This window comes from aff. Roholtiella sp. LEGE 12411, from assembly GCF_015206995.1.
Lineage (GTDB): Bacteria > Cyanobacteriota > Cyanobacteriia > Cyanobacteriales > Nostocaceae > Komarekiella.
On sequence record NZ_JADEXR010000117.1, the window covers coordinates 1 to 18618 of the forward strand.

The 18618-nt window shown below is 41.4% G+C and carries 16 protein-coding genes; 6 read left to right on the forward strand and 10 right to left on the reverse strand.

Annotated features, from left to right (window positions below; genetic code table 11):
• Positions 1-107 precede the first annotated feature (107 nt).
• From IQ246_RS21400 to IQ246_RS21420, 6 genes are all read right to left on the reverse strand, one after another.
• Entirely contained in the window at positions 108-2690 is a 2583-nt protein-coding gene (locus IQ246_RS21400; RefSeq protein ID WP_194005352.1) for a helicase HerA domain-containing protein, read from the reverse strand.
• Positions 2691-3309: 619 nt separating this feature from the next.
• On the reverse strand, positions 3310-3915 hold the full coding sequence (locus tag IQ246_RS21405) for a hypothetical protein (protein ID WP_194005353.1): 606 nt from the start codon (positions 3913-3915) through the stop codon (positions 3310-3312).
• A gap of 342 nt (positions 3916-4257) precedes the next feature.
• The gene (locus IQ246_RS21410) at positions 4258-5187 is read right to left on the reverse strand and encodes a ParB/RepB/Spo0J family partition protein (protein ID WP_194005354.1); all 930 of its coding nucleotides are present in this window, start codon (positions 5185-5187) and stop codon (positions 4258-4260) included.
• Positions 5177-5824: an AAA family ATPase gene (locus tag IQ246_RS21415; protein ID WP_244142112.1), complete on the reverse strand. Its 648-nt coding sequence runs from the start codon at positions 5822-5824 to the stop codon at positions 5177-5179. The genes IQ246_RS21410 and IQ246_RS21415 overlap by 11 nt, the downstream gene beginning before the upstream one ends.
• A 225-nt stretch (positions 5825-6049) precedes the next feature.
• Entirely contained in the window at positions 6050-6172 is a 123-nt protein-coding gene (locus tag IQ246_RS30985) for a hypothetical protein (protein WP_255515610.1), read from the reverse strand.
• Between the two features lie 503 nt (positions 6173-6675).
• Positions 6676-7206, reverse strand: a complete 531-nt coding sequence (locus IQ246_RS21420; RefSeq protein ID WP_194005355.1) for a hypothetical protein — start codon at positions 7204-7206, stop codon at positions 6676-6678.
• 43 nt (positions 7207-7249) lie between these two features.
• Between IQ246_RS21420 and IQ246_RS21425 the strand changes: the two genes are divergently transcribed.
• A complete protein-coding gene (locus tag IQ246_RS21425) occupies positions 7250-12076 on the forward strand; it encodes a hypothetical protein (RefSeq protein ID WP_194005356.1) in 4827 nt (1608 codons plus the stop codon).
• Between the two features lie 143 nt (positions 12077-12219).
• Here IQ246_RS21425 and IQ246_RS21430 read toward each other — a convergent pair whose 3' ends face one another.
• From IQ246_RS21430 to IQ246_RS21445, 4 genes are all read right to left on the reverse strand, one after another.
• Positions 12220-12450, reverse strand: a complete 231-nt coding sequence (locus IQ246_RS21430) for a hypothetical protein (RefSeq protein WP_194005357.1) — start codon at positions 12448-12450, stop codon at positions 12220-12222.
• Positions 12451-12543: 93 nt separating this feature from the next.
• Positions 12544-12783 carry a hypothetical protein gene (locus IQ246_RS21435; protein ID WP_194005358.1) on the reverse strand — a complete coding sequence of 80 codons (240 nt, stop codon included), beginning with the start codon at positions 12781-12783 and terminating at the stop codon, positions 12544-12546.
• A 110-nt stretch (positions 12784-12893) separates the two neighbouring features.
• Positions 12894-13349 carry a hypothetical protein gene (locus IQ246_RS21440; RefSeq protein WP_194005359.1) on the reverse strand — a complete coding sequence of 152 codons (456 nt, stop codon included), beginning with the start codon at positions 13347-13349 and terminating at the stop codon, positions 12894-12896.
• 28 nt (positions 13350-13377) lie between these two features.
• Complete coding sequence (locus IQ246_RS21445) at positions 13378-13557, reverse strand: hypothetical protein (protein ID WP_194005360.1); 180 nt, start codon at positions 13555-13557, stop codon at positions 13378-13380.
• 75 nt (positions 13558-13632) lie between these two features.
• Between IQ246_RS21445 and IQ246_RS21450 the strand changes: the two genes are divergently transcribed.
• The 5 genes from IQ246_RS21450 (at position 13633) to IQ246_RS21470 (ending at position 18389) form a co-directional block, all read left to right on the forward strand.
• On the forward strand, positions 13633-14940 hold the full coding sequence (locus IQ246_RS21450; protein WP_194005365.1) for an RNA-guided endonuclease TnpB family protein: 1308 nt from the start codon (positions 13633-13635) through the stop codon (positions 14938-14940).
• 252 nt (positions 14941-15192) lie between these two features.
• On the forward strand, positions 15193-15441 hold the full coding sequence (locus tag IQ246_RS21455) for a hypothetical protein (protein WP_194005361.1): 249 nt from the start codon (positions 15193-15195) through the stop codon (positions 15439-15441).
• 67 nt (positions 15442-15508) lie between these two features.
• Positions 15509-17767, forward strand: coding sequence for an ATP-dependent RecD-like DNA helicase (locus IQ246_RS21460; RefSeq protein ID WP_194005366.1), 2259 nt, complete (start codon positions 15509-15511; stop codon positions 17765-17767).
• Positions 17768-17832: 65 nt separating this feature from the next.
• Positions 17833-18153: a hypothetical protein gene (locus tag IQ246_RS21465; RefSeq protein WP_194005362.1), complete on the forward strand. Its 321-nt coding sequence runs from the start codon at positions 17833-17835 to the stop codon at positions 18151-18153.
• Positions 18154-18167: 14 nt separating this feature from the next.
• Positions 18168-18389: a hypothetical protein gene (locus IQ246_RS21470; RefSeq protein WP_194005363.1), complete on the forward strand. Its 222-nt coding sequence runs from the start codon at positions 18168-18170 to the stop codon at positions 18387-18389.
• Positions 18390-18618: the final 229 nt, after the last annotated feature.

The window sequence follows — 18618 nt, forward strand, 5'->3', positions numbered from 1 at the left end:
ACCGTCGAACAAAGATTTCTGGGGCACAATGGAAACGAGAAAATGTTCCTCAAGTCCTGGCTCATCGCTCTGCTTACCTCAATGGATTATTGTCAGTTTGAGCCACTTCAAAAAGTGAGATGCTCCCATGTTAACTTGCCATTATCGTCTAAAAGCCAGTTAGAATATACTCCCGATTTTCGGGGATAAAATGATTCTGTACTATTGCGAGAGATGATTTCATACGCATATTTAAATCTCGCTACAAACGGGTCGATTGCACTTGATTGAATTCTCCCTACTAATCGTGTAGTAATGTTAGCGAAGATTTTAGAAGCAGCTTTTGATTGATAAATACTTTCTGGTTCTTGTGCTGATAAAATTACCCGAATTCCTGCTTTAGCACCGTTAGCACATAGTCTCCCAATTAGTTCTGCTATCGATTCAAATGCAAACAGAATTGGTGCTTCATCTAAGAAGAAAATGGAAGCTTTTGAACTGAGCGCCCTTCTAAGTCCTGCTGCATAAGCCGATAGCGCTAGAATTGCCGCGTCTGATTCACTCGATAGATTTCTGAGCGCAAATACTAATAATTTAGCGTCTGTCCGAAAACTTGATGGCTTTGATATTGATTGTCCGACTCTAGTGTTCAACCAGAAATTCAAGCGCAGCCTGATTTGGTCGAGAGCTTGCAATACGTCATTGCTATTATTAGCAATTGAATCTAGCTTGATATAGCCTGGTGAACAATACTTACAAAAATCATTCAGCGTCGGCGTATCTAACCACTCACTAGTTCCTACATGAGAATTCAAAGCAGCTTTGTATCTGAGTTTAATTTCATCATCTGCAAAGAAAGATTCTAGGGCTAAAGTCACAAGGGATTCAATATTAGACAGCATACTGGCACTGACTCCCAGAGCATTAGCACCAACAATCATGGCCATCAATACTGATTTCAAAAACTCTTTGAAATCATTCATCCTTTCTTTAATTGTGTCCGCATCTAAATTACGGAGATCTGGCAATTCAAATAAATTGTTTGATTCTTTGGAAATATCGAAGTATGCACCATCTTCACCCAATAAATTTGTGTAGTCAGTAAATGTTGATGTCCCATCTGGTTTGGGATAATCCAGCGCTACAACAGGTATCCCTTGTGCTAAAGCCGGAGTTAAAATTCCTGCCACTAACACTGATTTTCCCGAACGAGTCGCCCCAAAGATCGCAATGTGTTTGTGCTGGTTATACAAATCCAAATGTATTGGTGTTCCCCCTTCTTCTGCAATCAATTCAAAGCCTGTGCTATCACCTGTTGCTGTGCGAATCAAAGGCATCAACCCTGGGGCTTCGGAACTAAAATAAGGCAGTCGGCGGTTGAATGGTTTAGTTAGTAATCCTTCCCAGAAAAATGGACAGCACTGCAACCAAATTTTCCACGCAATTTCTGTTTCTCGGTCAACTGCTGCCGGACTTTGAAAACATGACCCTAGATATTTAATCGCTTCATCTAATGAACGAGTGTTATCTCGGTGTACTAAAAATACTAATGCCGTATTCACCACGCTAGCGCCTTTATAAATTGTCTTTTGTGCTTCTACTGCCTCCTCTATATTCAATCCGGCTTTCACGTCTATATTCCCTGCTCCACTAGAAGCTGTCGTAGTAGTAATTGATTGTTTTGTTAATCTCTGTAAGTTTGTCCTGGCAAAGATTTGATTGGCTTTAGTGATTTGACAAAATATTTCGGTATCTGAAACTTTACCTCGCGCTATCACTGACCAGAGATACCGCAGTTGAGCATACTCATCAATCCATCCTCCCGGTTTTTGGCTGAAATTGAGTACACCAATATATTTATCTTGGACTTTTACCCATTTTCTATCAAATAATGGAATTGATTTTTCACATCCTAAAACATGATGCCGAATGTGAAAATCACTTGTCTGTTTTTCTGTTAGCCCTGAAGAGTCAAGCTTTAATGGGTTTGGTAGTTGGGTGACTAGTGATGTATTAAACTGCAACCATAACACCGACCAGATCTCAACAGCAGAAAGCGCTTTGACTGATAATCCCATTTTATTACTGACAACTTGCTCCCAACTGCCAAAGCCCTCGACAAACGAATTCCGTAAAATGCTCTCTATTCGATTTTGCTCAATTGCATGAATCTCCCCTGTAAATTTATACCAAATGCTCTGTAGTTTTTTTAATCCAGTCTCTACGATATCCTGGGTTTTCTCTTCGCCGGAAAACACTGTATATGTACACCACAAACGCAGAAATTTATTCTTGCGTTCCCCTGACACAGTTAATTCCCTCGCTCGAACTCTCTCACTCCGCAGCAAGAGTTTTATTTGCTCTAAATTGCAGCCACTCTCTAAAGTTTTTAGCTCTTTTTGTCTTATGGCATCATCAGTAAAAGACCCTAAATGAATCGTTAAAGATTCCTGCTCTGGTATTTCCTTAAGTCCGGATTCTATACTGTCAAATATCGGCAGAATTTGTTCCGCTTCTAAATGCGGGTGAATCCCAATACAGTCAAAGCAAAACTTAACTTGAATATCTGAATTCTTTTTTAAGATTAAGGCTCCTATACCCCGGCGATTCCCTAAATCTATTTCACATATTCCTGCCAAATGAATTATGTCTTCAAACGGCGTTAACGTTATTGACTTCTTTCCTATTTTGTTAAAGCTGGTTTTGGACATAATTCTTTTGTATCTTTTTACTGCTTCATCATTAACAAGTTCCGCGGGTTTAAGTCCCCCGGTTCTATAACAGGTAAGTTTTGATGCCTAAGCTAAATCCCCGTCACAAAACGTAATTGCGATCTTCTCTACGAGACGCTCCGCGAACGCAGCGTTAGCGACGAAGGAGCGTCCGCCGCGAATTGCGAATTGCGAATTGGTTTAAATGCCTTAAACTTTTTTCCTTCTATCTCCTATATATTTTTTCGGTGACTCTGTTAATGACACAAACCGCATATAGCCTCTACTAATCCTTGGTGTTCCAATAAACTTGCCAAAAAAATCCTTATTGCTGGATAAAATCCACCATGTCCCCCATCCCCAAAACGTTATGAATCCTGTCGCTAGCCATCCTGTTTTTATTAGGTAGTAGAACAAGAATATATTTGCCATTGCTATGCAAGACCAAGGAAATATCTGCTCTATTGAAAACGGGCCAATTTTTGGTTGTACTCCTAACGTTCGATTCACTACTCTAAATCTTTTCTCAGACATATTTATTGGACTTTATGCAGGGAGAATAATTAAAATATTCCCCCTGCAAGACTGCACAAGAGCCTCTTTTTCAATTCCTGTACTATTAAACTATGGGAGGAGCAGGTCCACCTCCTCCTCCTCCTCCTCCTGCGACCAATCCCGTCAAGACGTCCGCAGCAAATACTGCCACGACCATAATAAATGGCGTTCTCGCTGGAGTTGCCCAATCTTCATCTCGCCTTACAGCCTGAATGATATTCACTATTGATATCGCTATGTACAGCAGAAACAATGCACGGATAATGTTGAATACCGTCTCAATTGTTTGTTGAGTCTGCGGGTTCCCCGTGGCATTGGGAAAATTATCTATTAGCCAGGTTTGAGCATTGTTAAAAAACTGTGCCGAAGCTGGCGCACTAGCAAAATCCAATACAAATACAAATGCTAGCAAGCAATATAATATTGCATACAAGTTGACGCCATATTTTCGCTGCTTGTTGTCGATTCCAGCTAGTAGAAGAGCGAACTCTTTCTGGTATGTTACAGCTACCGCCGTCATTATAATTAGTCCCCCCATCATCATGTTGTGGAGCGACATTTCTGCAATCATTAATGCTCCAGCTACACCCATCAGTGCAACCGTGCTACGTTCTGCTGCAATTCTTCGCCTCTTTATAGGCATTGACGCTGCATCCGAATATGTTTGCATATCTTCAAATACCATCTTTATTGGTTGCATCCAATACCTGAAGTCGAATGCAATACTTTTCGGTTGAGCCTAAAAATCTCTCTTATGGTCTGGGAAAAGGTTAAGGGTTAAAAGGTAAATTCAAACCTTTTCCCTTTCCCCTTTCCCCTTTAACCCAAAACCCGAGAAGTATCGGAGTCGAATGGTATTGGAACTACATTTATTATTCGCTCTCTTGTCATGAAAAACCACTCACTCAAAGCCAATCTTTGCCCTAACTTTAGTTAATTGTTTTCCCTAACTTTAGTTAAGACCTGTTGCTAAACATTACAATGACAACAATTGCTGTACTGAAGAATGTCTTTAATCACTTTCTAGCAAATTCTCTATTTGAGACAATAACTTTTCTAACTGTTTTTGTTTTTTGGGATTTGACCAGACCTTAGTTTTTTGAACTTGGCTTAATATAGACGTAATGCGTTGTTTGACGGGAGCTGATTCAGACTCCTTCTGTATAGGTTTCGCACTGTTAAGGTTGCTAACTAATTCTTTAATGTGATTTAAAGACAGTCCAGATGCGATTGCTTCTGCAAGCAAAGTTTTACGAAGCTGTTCGTTTTTAACTCGTGCAATAGCTCGTGACTTGGTGTACTCAATTTTTCCAGAACGAAGTGCATCTAAAATATCTTCGGGGAGCTTCAATACAGGAAGACGGTTGCTAACAAAAGACTCCCATCCCATCAGTCCTAATTCAGTAAACACTGTCTTAATAGACTCAGCCGCGGGCTGACTGATAACGTTATCAGTCAGGCGAGATAAATCATTTTGCATTCGGTAAAGTAGAGAAACAACCTCGGATTGAGTGCATTGTAAACGTAACGCTAACAACTGCAAAACTGCTTCTGTTTCTTCAACTGGATTCAAGTCTTCTCGCTGAAGATTTTCTACTAAAGCAATAGAAACAGCTTCCGAGTCAGTTAATTCCCGGATAGTAACGGGAACTTCCAACAATCCAGATGCTTGGGCCGCTCGATAACGTCTTTCTCCAGCTACCAATTCATACCGTCCGTCTTGATTTGGCATAGGACGGATTAGCAGATTTTCTAAAATGCCATACTCTTTCACTGATTGAATCAGTTGCTCCATCTTTACCGGATCAAAATAGCGCCGTGGTTGTTTAGAAGGAAGACAAATAGCAGATAGTGCCATTATCGATACTGACTGCTGTGATTCACTCACTGTCTCAGAACTTTCAAATACAAAGTCTTTGAGGTTTCGCCGCTTAGTGGGCATTTAGCACCTCCAAAGCTTCGATAAACATAGTTTCATAATCTGCTGCGGCTTCCGAGGCTGCTTTTCCTGACATTTGAAACACTGTATACCCTTGACCTGGAGCATCAGCAATACATTGTCTTTGGTAAACAGCAGCTTTCATCACTCTTGTTCCTGTCGCTCTAAGCACCTCTCTTGCTTCTCGCTCCAGTACTGTTCCTTTAGTGGCCCGGCTTAAAAACAAGGCGGCTTTAGGAAAACCGGAGCGTAACTCAGTTGCATGTTTAATGAAACGCAGGATTTTCTGACTACTGTGTAAATCTAAACCAGAAGGTTGACAAGGAACTAAAGCCAGGTCACAACGAGCGAGTATTGCTTTCGTTACCTCAGAAAGTGAACCAGGACCATCAATGACTAAGGCTGAATATTCAGTTGCCATCTGGGGAATCTTTTCAAACAAATCTTCTGGGTCTTGAATTACTTGATAATTCAGCCCCAGAGATTTAGCCCAAACTGAACTACTTTGTTGAGCGTCGGCATCAACCATCAGTGTTTTTTGGCGTTGACTAAGCCAATACGTCATGTGAACAGCAGCTGTTGATTTGCCCACGCCTCCTTTTTGATTGGTAAAAGCGACAATCATAGTAATGGGATGCAAATATGCTTCTTGTTATTGCCGTCTGCTAGACAGCATGGTTATTATCTACCGATTGTTTCATCTCCTGAACCATTTATGTAAAGTATTAACTTGGCATTATTCTATGACAAATATTTCTAAATAGTTGAAGTGACGGGGGTCTTCCACGAAAAAAATCAGGCAGCCTTCTTACGATATGCATGTTGTCCCCTCGATTAATCAACTTGATTGAAAGCTGCCTGATTTTTAGGGGACAATGCGCTGCTGCTGCTCTTGCTCTTGGGGTGAACCCTGTTTATCGAAGTAACGCCAAATGAGCCGAACGTCTTTTAGTGATCTCGTGACAGCACTAATTCGGGTCTTGTTCACCGTATACGCCACTCAAACTGTAAACGGGTCTAGCCTTTGCTCTACAAGCGTTTGATCCACACGAGGCAAGCTAGACTGTAAACGGGTCAGCCAGTTACGTTTTATACTAATAATGCTGTGATTGCTCAACTGAAAAATGATGGACTGCTTGAAAAAGACGTTTCCGGTAAGAGTGATCCATAAAAATAAATGCCCAGCCGTGTGTTGAAATTATTCGTGGGTGTTGAGGATCGCTTGTTTGATCGCTGGGCATTTATTTCTTGGCAGTATGCTAAAGAAGCAGGGACATCGCAATAGCAATCGCTCAGGTGACGTACCTACACCGCCTGAGCACAAGTCGGTGTAGGCTTCTCAAAGACTCTTCATTAAAGCTATCTCAACTTTTTTAGGTACTTCCTGTAACACTTGAGAGTGGATACCAGCGATCGCTTTTCTCCATGCGATCAGTTAAAATCACATTATTTGATGCACAGAAACAGGGTTAATGCTTAACCTCACCTATTTTAATAGGAGGTATTTTTATCAAAAGGCAAACTGTCAGCATCCTCAAAGTTCCGCAGGTCAACTTCCATCTGATGAAGACGCTGCACATAAGTTCTGCTGGCAAAAACCCTCACATTCATTTCTTGTTCACCGAAATTGATACCCTGCTCTGCTTTCTTGGCAGATACTTTATTGTAGTTGTCAACATCAATTTTTTTGCGACGCTCCATTTCCTCCAGCCATCTTTCACTAGTGCCTTTTTTAACGGCGGCTTCGACATATTCGGGTTTCAGAGATCCATCGGGATTGAACTGCTGTTTTTCTTCGGCTGTAAAGAAATCATAGGCGGTGTAAATTGGCCAAGGTTCTGGATCAGTTTCGTCTAGGTGTTTCAGATGATCATAATTTGCTTTTAATCTGAGGGCGTAGTCATCAATTGTTTCATTGTTCATTCCCATAGATAACATTTCAACTCTTGCTTCATTTTTTAATGTTCCGTCTGGATTAAATTCTTTTTTATGCATATTAAGCCAACGCTTACTTCTCGACATATACTACCTCCAATCCATCAGTTGATTTTATCAAAATAAAATTATGACCCTCGAATTTAAACACTTTGATACTAGACTAAATCAGTGGATTCATACAGACAATAATACTAAAAATCCCCATTCAATTTTAACTGAAAAATTAGATAACACATTACTAGAATCTTACTTCCCAAACAAAGAATTTTCCTTCGGACATATAGATGAACACAGCACACCGTCAGACCTAAAAAACCATCCAGAGGGACATACTCTGTTACTATCTTCCAAAACACGGTTACTCTATGGCCCACCTGAATGCTTGGAAGTAGTTGAAAAACTCTGCCCAGACCGGAAAGACCGTGGCGCTTACGGTTCAATTTTTCTCGGCGATTGTAAGAATGCAATTAACGAACAGCTAAATATTTTGATAGTAGATGATAACACAGGTGAAAATGGCGGATTACTCAACAAGAAAGATGTATGGAAGTTGGTAGGTGACTGCTATGGACAGATTTCGACTGAACTCTACGACAAACTAACTAACCGAGAAAAACAACAAGACAAAAGTTATCGCGTGATTCAACACCGCTTTGGATGGAAAGAAAGTGATGGCGAAGATACAAAATATCGCTTTGGCAAAGGAACATTACGACCCCTTAAGTTAGATGAAATAAGATATGCAGACTCCAATGAAAAGCTCAAAATAGACCTGATCATTCCCATCAGTAGCTTCAAAGGGACAGACAAAGATAATCCTGATGGCCCAACTAAACCTCAAATTAAGCCAGGGCTATACAAACAAACTATCTGGCTAGCTGAAAAGTCGCAATCTCAGCGAGGTCAGACAGCTATTTCTCAACTCCTAGCATCTTTCCCTCAAGGCATTAAAGACTTTGCTGAAGAATTAGAAAACCAAGCTCAAAAACTTGCTTCTATTCAAGATGACCCTCGCAAAGTAGCGCAATCATACTGTGATCAATACGAAAAGCGCAAGGAATTAGATGAGCAAAAGAAAGCTGATACGGAGCAAGGAGTTCCTACTCAAAAAATCTCAGAAACCCCAGTAGAAACTTCTGTTACCGACTTTCAGGTAGACGAGGATTTAAACACAGATCATTTAAGTGAGGACTCTCAAAAAGATGACCTCCTAATGTACAAGCTTATTAAAGCTGACTTACTTGGTCATCAGCAAGTTCTGGAAACTGAGAAAGTGAAACAAGAATTAAGCCGATTTGTACAAGCTGAATGGCGTGATATCGCTATTGGCAAAATGCTAACTTTTGATCGAGGAATGATTATACCCTCAAAAGAACTCAAGAATGGGGAAATTTGTGTGACTTGGATGGATGAAGGAGAAAAAGTTCTTAACTTTCGCTCTCCCTTTCTCAATTCTAATGGTCTATGTGTTTCTGAAAATAAATATGTTGAAGACCGTCTAGCTCCAGACGGGACAGATTTAGAAGGCATAATTGTAGTCAACGATGAAGATCACAAACGCTTGCTTGCAAGACTTGAACCAAATGAAGTAGCACCCGCCGAAACCGAATCCGAACGACAAGCACGAGATTTCGATGGCGACTGCATTGGGGTTGCACTTGCAAACAAGTATCCCAACTTCACAGCCGAAGCTGAGTACAGAAATCAACCCGAAAACGCCTATGCCCCTACAGTTAAGCTGAAAAAACAGTCATTCTACAGTGCAGATGGAACCCAACCCCCCTTTGAACAAATCGCAATTCACATGAGCGACAGCATCAGCGTGGGAGTGATTAATAATCACGTTACAGCACTGGAAGCCCTGGAATCGGAAATCGAGATACTTAAGACTTACGGAACTGAGTCGCAAAAATCCAATTATTTAGGCCAAGTATCAACTCATTACCAAACGCTCTTTGAGCAAGAAAATTCTGAGCGCCCCAAATTAATCAGAGAAGAATATAAACCATTAATGAAGGAGTTTGTTGCTCTGGTTCAAACACCAAATAAAACTCCAGAAATCATTCATCAGGCAATGGATATCAACCGCAATATGTATCGCCTCATGATTGAAGAAGGCTGTTATCAAAATCAAATAGCAGTTGACCTCTTCAAAAGCGCCAAGACTCCAGAGATGGACTTAATCAAGGAGAACAAACGCTATCTCCATAGAGATGTCAACTATATTAAAGACAAGAAATTAAGAACAGCCTATTTAAATTCTGGAGTTACGCCCACAGGCTATTCTCCTGTAGAATTATTAATCAACCAAACTAATAAATATTTTCAGCAATCACAACTGGAATCCCGCCCCATAGTCCAATTCCAAGATTTATTTCGGGGAGTCGAGTTTACACCACAGCAAAAATTTAGTGCGATCGCTGCCAAACATGAATTTGATACAAAATTTAATGAAGCTGTACGTTTAGAGCGACGACGAGAGACGGAGAAAGGCCCTTGTGCGATCGTCGAAACCCCACAAGGGGCGAAGCTGGAAATTACCAATCTGACCCGCTACGGGCATCCGGGTATTTGGCAAGCTAAAACACTCAACATCCGCCTAGATGAGATTCCAGAGAAATGGCGAAGTAGCGCAAATCCTCATAAACTACTAGCAGTCGCACAGATTGATGGTGAAATTGGAGAGGATGGAAAACCTGCATACCATAAGCTGGGGACTGTCAGCCAACAATCTGCAAGTGATCACGGGGTTCAGCCTGGAATGTCAACTACCGGAGCCACTCTAATAGAACTCAAACCAGAACTCAGTCGGGGACAAACCAAGTTGATGTTTCAAAAAGCTTACCAATCAGCTGAAGCATTTTCTACTTCTATCCCGGAGTCAGATAAACTTGCTGCTGCCGCTGCCGCCTGGAACATTTGTGCATCCCGGCAAGATGAACTCGAAGTTGCACGAAAAGAAAACACAGACCTAGGAGCGATCGCCAAAAAAGTCTCTAATTTTGCGTTCGCCGCTTTCCAGGGCGAAATTGTGTCCCGCCTAGACGAGCTTCAATTCACCGAACTGAAATTAGTCACTCTGAAGAATGAGGCGAATCAGTTTCTAGGTAAACAATGGAACCCAGATGAAAAACACCCCGTAGAAATCAGAGCCTCTCACCACCCAGTTGGACATGAACGCCATGTTTCCAAACTCATGTTTGTCCAAGATGCTGACGGTGAATATAAGGAATTCGCCATGCTCGAAACCAGAACGGGGATGCTACCTATTGGCACGAAGGCACAAGCTACGATGGTTGGTATAGAACCCGCTACCGCTAAGGCCATTATTGGCTTGCCTGGGAAGGAACCGATTGAGATTACCATCCGCGAACTCAAGAACTTTTCTTATGCTGAACAAGTTTTTAACTCAGAACCCATAGATTTAGAGTTTGGGACTGTGGCGGTTCCTGACAAAACCGTCAAAATCAAACTTGATGGCAAAACTTTAGGTGAGTTAGATAACGATTCTGTCGAACAATTAAAAAGCTTTAATTACCTCAAAAATGGTAATCCTCTAAAGTTGAAACTTACGTCTATTTCGGAAACTGGAGATCAAGCCTTTTTACTGGGCGAATCTCCCAATGGGAATTTACTCAACATTAACAAAATTAACTTCTATGATTTTCCCGGTGAGATATTCTCAGATCTAGATTACCGAAAAGTAACGCTTGAAATGCCGCCTAGCAAAACCAGAGATGCTGTGTTTTTGAATGGTGAGCCACTTGGTGTCCTGCACTTCAAAAAGGACAAAGACGCACTTCGGCAGATGGGACTACTTAAAAACGGTGAACTTACACCAGCACCCGCTATTCTTCAAAGTAATTTTTCTGTTATTTGCGCCCAAATCGACCCCTCCACCGTTGAATATCCTCAAAACTGGACTAAGGAGTTTCAAGCTTTTGGTCAATCGGAAATTGACCCTCTTCAAAAGTTCATGATTGATAGCAGTGCGCCGATACTTCAAAAAATCAAGGAGCGTCCAACTATACTTATTGCCACACCTGAACACCTTGCACAAGGACTTATGGGCTTGGCAGTTGACAATCACAAAGTTGAAGCTGTGACTAAATGGCTAACTTTTCAAAATGTTAAATTCTCTCAAGTTCCACCCGAAAATGTGATTGAGGAAACCCAAAAAGGATTAGCGGTGTTCAACTTGGTCAGCAGTTCCATCCCTCCCCAAACTTTGGAGAAAATGACTAAGAAATTTGGGGCAGTTATTGAATCGACTCAGAAGTATCAACAAAAACTTAGCTCTCTTGCCACACGACCGCAATTTCTTAAAACTCCAGAGCAACTAGCGCTGAACCCCCATCGACAAAGCACTCAAACCACACCTCAAACCACACGACAATCTACACCCGAACCTACGCCTCCTTCCTTAAAAACAATAAATTCTCAAGTTCCAACCATTCCTTCCAAGGAAGTGAAAACCGAACCGGATGGTGTGGCAAACCGCCCGGTAATTGATGATTTAAGGGATTGGTATGCTGCTGCTGACAAATTGGGTAAGCCATCGGAGTACAAAAAACGAATTGTGGAAGTAGCCGAGCGATTTAAATCAACTCAGCAATTATCTTCAAAAGCACTCTTTGCAATGAACCAGGACACTGAACAATACCGAATTCTTAGCCGATTGACCCAAATAGCAGGGCGAATTAGTCCCATTCTAGGGGAATCAACATCAGACGGTTCATTTCAGGTCAAAGGAAAAATTTATGATATATTTTTAAACCCTGAGCGCAAAGATCTAATCATCTCTCAAAAAAATGGAGATGTAGTTTTAGGTATCCAATCAGGTAAAATCAAAACCAATAAAGTATCTCCAGATATAATTCAAACTTTTGAACAAGCTAATGCCAAAGTTGATCAACTATTATCCCCTGTTAGGTCTGGTGGCATAGAATTGTAGTTAGCGATCTGCATCAATTGTCTGGTTCTTGACCAAATAATTACTAATTCGTAATGACGCTCGTTCGCCCTTGGCGTCTCCCCTTGGGAGAAGACTCGAAGAGAGCGTCATTATCAATTACGAATTATTGTGACACTTCTGAACTATTTTTCTCTAAATTCTGCTGCCTTAATTCGACTGTAAGTGAACAGCGCCATTCCTGTGGCTGTCAAGCTCAGTCCAAAAGCTATATCACTGTGTTTTTGAGCGGTTATAAAAGTTTCGTTATCTAAACGTTTTCCCCCCAGGTCTGAAAGCATTACTCCCCCACTTAAAGCGCTAGAAAATGCAAAAGCAGTAATGGCAGAATTGACAGCTAATTTCTTCCAGTTCATCAGATTTATCCAAAGTTTTCTAGTTTTCAAACAAATCTCGCGCAGCGTTAAAAAGCCACAGCATCACAGTATCTTTGCTGTGATGCTAGAATTTCAATTATGAGCAAGCCAATCTTCTCGATAGATTTGTATTTGTCTTTGTTTGTTATAATTTTGATAACTAATATCTACGTTCACAAAATAACCTTCACACTGAGTTATTTCCTTAATTCTTCCTTGAAGCCAATTCCGCTCATCTAAATGCCAAAACTTGATAGTTTTACCCACGGTGTAATTGGTATTATCAGTTTTTAAAGATTGAACTTTGGTGAATTCAGACAACTCTGCTAGCATGATTATCCCTCTTGATAATACTTTAGCCATGCAGAGGTGTAACCAAAATAAACAAGAACTTGTAATAGTGAAGATAATTACAAGTTCATAAATTTGTTATTTGGTGATATTTAAGCAGTTTTTTTGCTTGTTCTTCCTGGCTTGCGCTTCGCCATTGGTGTTACTACATCAGTCTTTTTAGTTGTTTTCTTTTTTGCAACTGGCTCAGTTTTCTTAGAATGAGTAGCTGACTTTGATTTTGGTTTGATTTCTTTGACTGGTGGCAATAATCTCAATGCAGGGAATGGGAGAATGACTGCAACAGTTGAATTAGTACTATCGTAACTATCAGATTTTAACTCCCACGGGTCGGGCAATTGTTGAAAAATCTGTGATTGTGGTGCGATTACTACTTCTGCTACAACTGGAGTGAATTCTTTGATTACATCTGGCAAGCTAATCGAATTCATTGTGCTATTGGCATTGTCTGTTACGAAAAGCTCAGTAATAAACTGAAACATCACAAGGATGATAAATGCCCAAAAGATAACTTCAATCATTAAAGTGAGTTCGGCTTGAACGTTCATAGGAACACGCGGGATGCGGGAAACTCAGTCACTTCAGTGCTGAGAGGGAAGCGGCACGAGCGACTTTAGTCGCAGTGGTATTTATGTATTCACGAATTAATCTTTGAACTGCCGAGGACTGCGAGATACCCCAGTGATTTGCAATGGTTTCTAAGTTATTTTTATCTTCTTCGGACAGATAAACTACTGTGCCTTTTTTCTTTGCCATCGCTGAAAACCATATTAGTATAATATGATTATAATATCACTTTAGGGGACGAGGATGGGAAGACCGAATAAAAGCATGGGAGTGCAACAAGTTTTATTGTCTCCGAATGCTGAAACGAAAGCACTACTAGAATATCTTTGTGAGCAATCAGGCAAACTCTACAATACTGGAATTTACTTTGCACGACAAATCTTTTTTAAGAAAAATTTGCTGTTAACTGGTAAATTCGACTTAGCCTTTGAGCCATCAATTGCAAAGTCAATACTTGCCCAATCCCTGCCTTCTACGCCAATGCAGCAAACTCTAATGTCGGTTACAGAGGCGTTTAAGTCTTTTAAACAATTGAGAGATTTATTTTTATTAGGTCAACTACATTTCAAACCCAAAGCACCTGGATATCTCAAGGGTTCTAAGTTATTCAAGGTTGCCTATCCAAATTCGGGAGGTCAAAGACCAACATTAAGTGATGGGCAACTTAGATTTTCTCTCGGATTGACCGTTAGAAGATGGTTTGGGGTATCTGAGTTTTTTCTCCCAATGCCGTCAAATATTGACTACTCAAAGGTAAAAGAGTTTACAATTCTACCGAAGAATGGGGCTTTTTACCTGGAAATGTCCTATGAAGTAGCCAAACAAAAACACGAGCTAGATATCAATCAGGCATTGTCGATTGACCTTGGAACTGCTGATAATTTAGCTGCTTGTGTTGACACTTTAGGCAATTCCTTATTGATTGATGCTCGTGTAATGAAGGCGATGAATCAATTGTGGAATAAGAAAGTATCAACACGGAAGTCCGGGAAACCAGAAGCCTATTGGGACAACTGGTTAGACCGTGTAACCCGTAAGCGCAACCACCAAATGCGGGACGGCATTAACAAAGCAGCAAAATTAATTATTGACCACTGCCTTAAATATGGCGTTGGCACTCTAGTAATTGGATGGAACAAAGGCTTTAAAGAATCTGCCAACATGGGTAGAGTGAACAATCAGAAGTTTGTTCAAATGCCCTTGGGCAAACTCAAAGACAGATTAAAACAACTGTGTGATTTACACGGCATTAGGTTTATTGAAACAGAGGAAGCTTACACAAGCAAGTCGAGTTTTTTAGATGGAGACTCCCTACCTGTATATGGTGAAAAACCTATTGGGTGGAAAGCATCTGGAAAGCGGATTAAAAGAGGGCTGTATCAGTCGGCGAATGGTTCAATTGTGAATGCAGATTTGAACGGCAGCGCAAATATTCTGCGAAAAGTAGCTAGCAATTTAGGCATAGACCTAAGCTTACTAGGTAGGCGGTGTTTGACGACCGCAGCGAGAGCTAGACTTTGGATTCTTCCGAATTCTCCTCTGTCCGTAGAATCTCAGTGGCTTCAGCCCTGAGAGTGTCAATTCTTTGCTCCTAAATTTTTGTAGTTTCCCGAATTTCTCAAATACATCTCGCTAGCACGTTTTCAGTCCTTGTTTGCAAATGAAGAGGCTTTTAACAAGGCAACGCAAGCTCAATGTTTCAATCTCGATCAAGCGTAGCGGCTTCTAGGCAATTGTCTCTATTTTCAATATGATGCACATCTATTGCACAACCACATAGAACAAGAAACTATATTTATAGAGAGAGACTTATGAAAGTAGCCAATGCCTAGCAAGATCATCGAAGTCCGAGAATACACCGTCAGAGCGCACAAACGCGAGATTCACACTCGCGTTTTCAACTTCGTCTGTCAGCAGTGCCAACAGCCAACCCAACGCGAGACTTTTGGCCCTCGACCGCTCTACTGTGAACAATGCCGTCGTCCCCAACCACCTAAGAAATCAGTAGTCCCTCTCAGAAAGAGAAAACCCAGGGCGATGACTTATAAGAGCGACGAGGGGAAGGTGGGGTAAGTGCAGTAGTTGGTATTTTTGTACTATAATGAAGCCGCTCTTATATGTGCGGCGTTCTGAAAAAGTAATGTCCACCCTATCAAGTCTTGACCAACAACAATTAAATACATCTGTCCCGCACGAAACAATTACCGGAGTCGTTGAACGCTTAACCTATTATTCTGCTGAATCAGGTTATACTGTGGCACGCCTGGTGCGCCCTCGTACCTCTGATTTAACAACAATTGTCGGCAGTTTCGCCAATATCCAGCCAGGGCAAACTCTACAATTAACTGGTTTTTGGCGTGATCATCCACAGTTTGGCCCACAGTTCCAAGTCATCAACTACCGAGAAACCAAACCCGCCACACTCACCGGAATTGAAAAATATTTAGGCAGTGGTCTAATCAAAGGTGTTGGCCCAGTCACAGCAAGGCGGATTGTTACTCACTTTGGTTTGGAAACTCTGGAGATTATTGAAAACCAAATTGACCGACTCATTGAAGTTCAAGGTATAGCTAAAAAACGCATCAAATTAATTCAGACCGCCTGGCAAACACAAAAAGCCATCAAAGAAGTGATGGTATTTTTGCAAAGTCATGGCGTTTCTACCACCTATGCAGTTAAGATTTACAAGCAATATAAAGATAAAGCGATCGCTACTGTTACTAGCAACCCCTATCAGTTAGCTACTGACATCTACGGCATTGGGTTTCTCACAGCTGATAAGATTGCCTTTAATTTGGGAGTTGCACCGGATAGTGAGTTTCGTTACCGCGCTGGTTTAATTCATGTTTTGGGTGAAGCTGCTGCTGATGGTCATTGCTATTTGCCACAACCAGAACTAATTGAGCAAGTCATCAAACTGCTGACTACAGAATCGCATACACCTGAAGAAGATGCAATAACTGACATTATCAAAGACATGGCGCTCAAGGATGACTTAATCCGAGAGAAGGACGAAGACCAAACGCCGCTGTGCTACAAACCGACTTATTTTCACACGGAACAAAACCTTGCTCAATTAATACACAACTTGTTAAGCCAACCAGTTCCACAAGATATGCCACGTGTCCGTGACTGGATCGAACGCTTTACCAAGACTCGCAAAATCCAGCTTTCAGAGCAGCAACGGCTAGCTGTGGAAATGGCTGCATATTCAAGGGTGATGATTCTTACTGGTGGCCCTGGTTGCGGGAAAACTTTCACGACCCACACGATCGTTAGCTTGTGGCAAGCAATGGGTAAATCTATCGCCCTAGCTGCTCCCACCGGACGCGCTGCTCAACGTTTGGGTGAAATGACTGGACTTGAGGCTAAGACTATTCATCGCTTGTTGGAATTCGACCCCAAAACAATGGGCTTTAAATGCGGTAGCGAAAATCCTCTACCCCATACAGCAATTATCGTTGATGAAGCTAGTATGCTTGATTTGTTTCTGGCATATTCTTTGGTTAAAGCTGTAGCAGAAGGCGCTCAATTGTTGTTGGTGGGTGATATCGACCAGCTGCCATCCGTGGGCCCCGGTCAAATACTCGCTGACCTGATTAATTCTGGTAAAGTACCAGTAGTGCGGTTAACCCAGGTCTTTCGCCAAGCCCAGCAAAGTGCAATTATCGCCGCTGCCCACCAAATTAACCGAGGGCAATATCCTACAATTGAACCCATCTCTGATTCTCCCGTCTCTGACTGCATCTGGCATGGCGGCGGACATCAGCCGGAACATGGTGTTCAAGCAATTTGCGAGTTGGTTACTGACTTGATTCCCCGGCTAGGTTTTAATCCGGCGACTGATGTACAGGTTTTGTGCCCCATGACGCGCGGGGTAATTGGTACTCGCAATCTTAACGGCGTGTTGCAACAGCTGATTAATCCGCCCAGTGCAGAAAAAGTGGAGATTAACAGGGGTGGAATTATTTTAAGAGTAGGCGATCGCGTTATCCAACAAATGAATGACTACAACCGCGAAGTGTTTAACGGTGACTTGGGGATTATCACTGATATTGATACTGAGGAACAAGAGGTGATGGTGCGGTACGGTGAACGTACTGTGGTTTATGATTACGCTGATTTGAACGAGATTGCCTTAGCGTGGAGCATCACTATTCATAAAAGCCAAGGCTCAGAGTATCCAGTGTTGATTCTGCCAATTTATATGCAGCATTATATGATGCTGTCCCGTAACCTGTTTTACACTGGGTTAACTCGTGCAAAGAAGTTGGCGATTGTTGTTGGTAGCAAAAAAGCGATTTCTTTGGCTGTGCGTTCTACTGATGACCAGCAGAGGTATACGCGATTGCGTTCTAGATTAGTTCAAGCACCAGGGCGTCCAACAGTTGCAGTTTAAGCTTGCATTTACCTGGCTATTTGCTTATATTTTAGATGATTATGTCCCCGTATAGGGATTGAAACATGGATACAGCAACAGTTAACCGATTAACTAAGTTAGCACCAAAAATTCAACAATTTATCGCCTTACACCCAGATGAACAAGCATGGCTTTATCCATTGCTGGGGAGGGCGGAAAAAAGAGCGATCGCTATCGTAGAATGTATACAGGGCAATTATCTAAGCTATAAGGAAATAGGCGAACAAACTGATACTCATCCAAATACAGTCAAACAGACTTTGTATGCTCTCTCAAATGGCGGCATCAATTTTAGGGTTGATAGCTCTAATAAGTGGATGACCCCGCAAGGGGGACGAAACCGGAAACTTACAAGAATAGAATAGTTCAGGAATATAATATGATTGATCAAGAAAAATTGTCAGAAAAAGCTTTAAAGATGGGCAGCTATGAGCTTTTAGAAGAGATTAATTACTGGAATGATTCCATTAATTACTGGAATCAAGTTTCTAATTACAATCCAAAGCTTGTGGAAGAGGCAGTTACTGATAATTTAGAGACAATAAAAGTATTTTCAAAAGAGTTGTGTAGAAAATTAGACTTGAATGGTCAAACCAGCTAGTAATTTAGATAACTTCAATCATTTCCAAAAATCACTCCAACTACTTCTTTGTAATACTAACTTGCCGGATGATATAACCCCGTATTTTTGTTAAATTCCCAACCCATACCCGATTTATCCTTGCCCTTACACCACGCTACAAAAAGCGGTGGGTGCAAATTAGTTCGCTGCTCGCGTATAGTTTCTACATTTACACCAAGTCTTGCAGCTAAACCTTCTTCTGTTAATG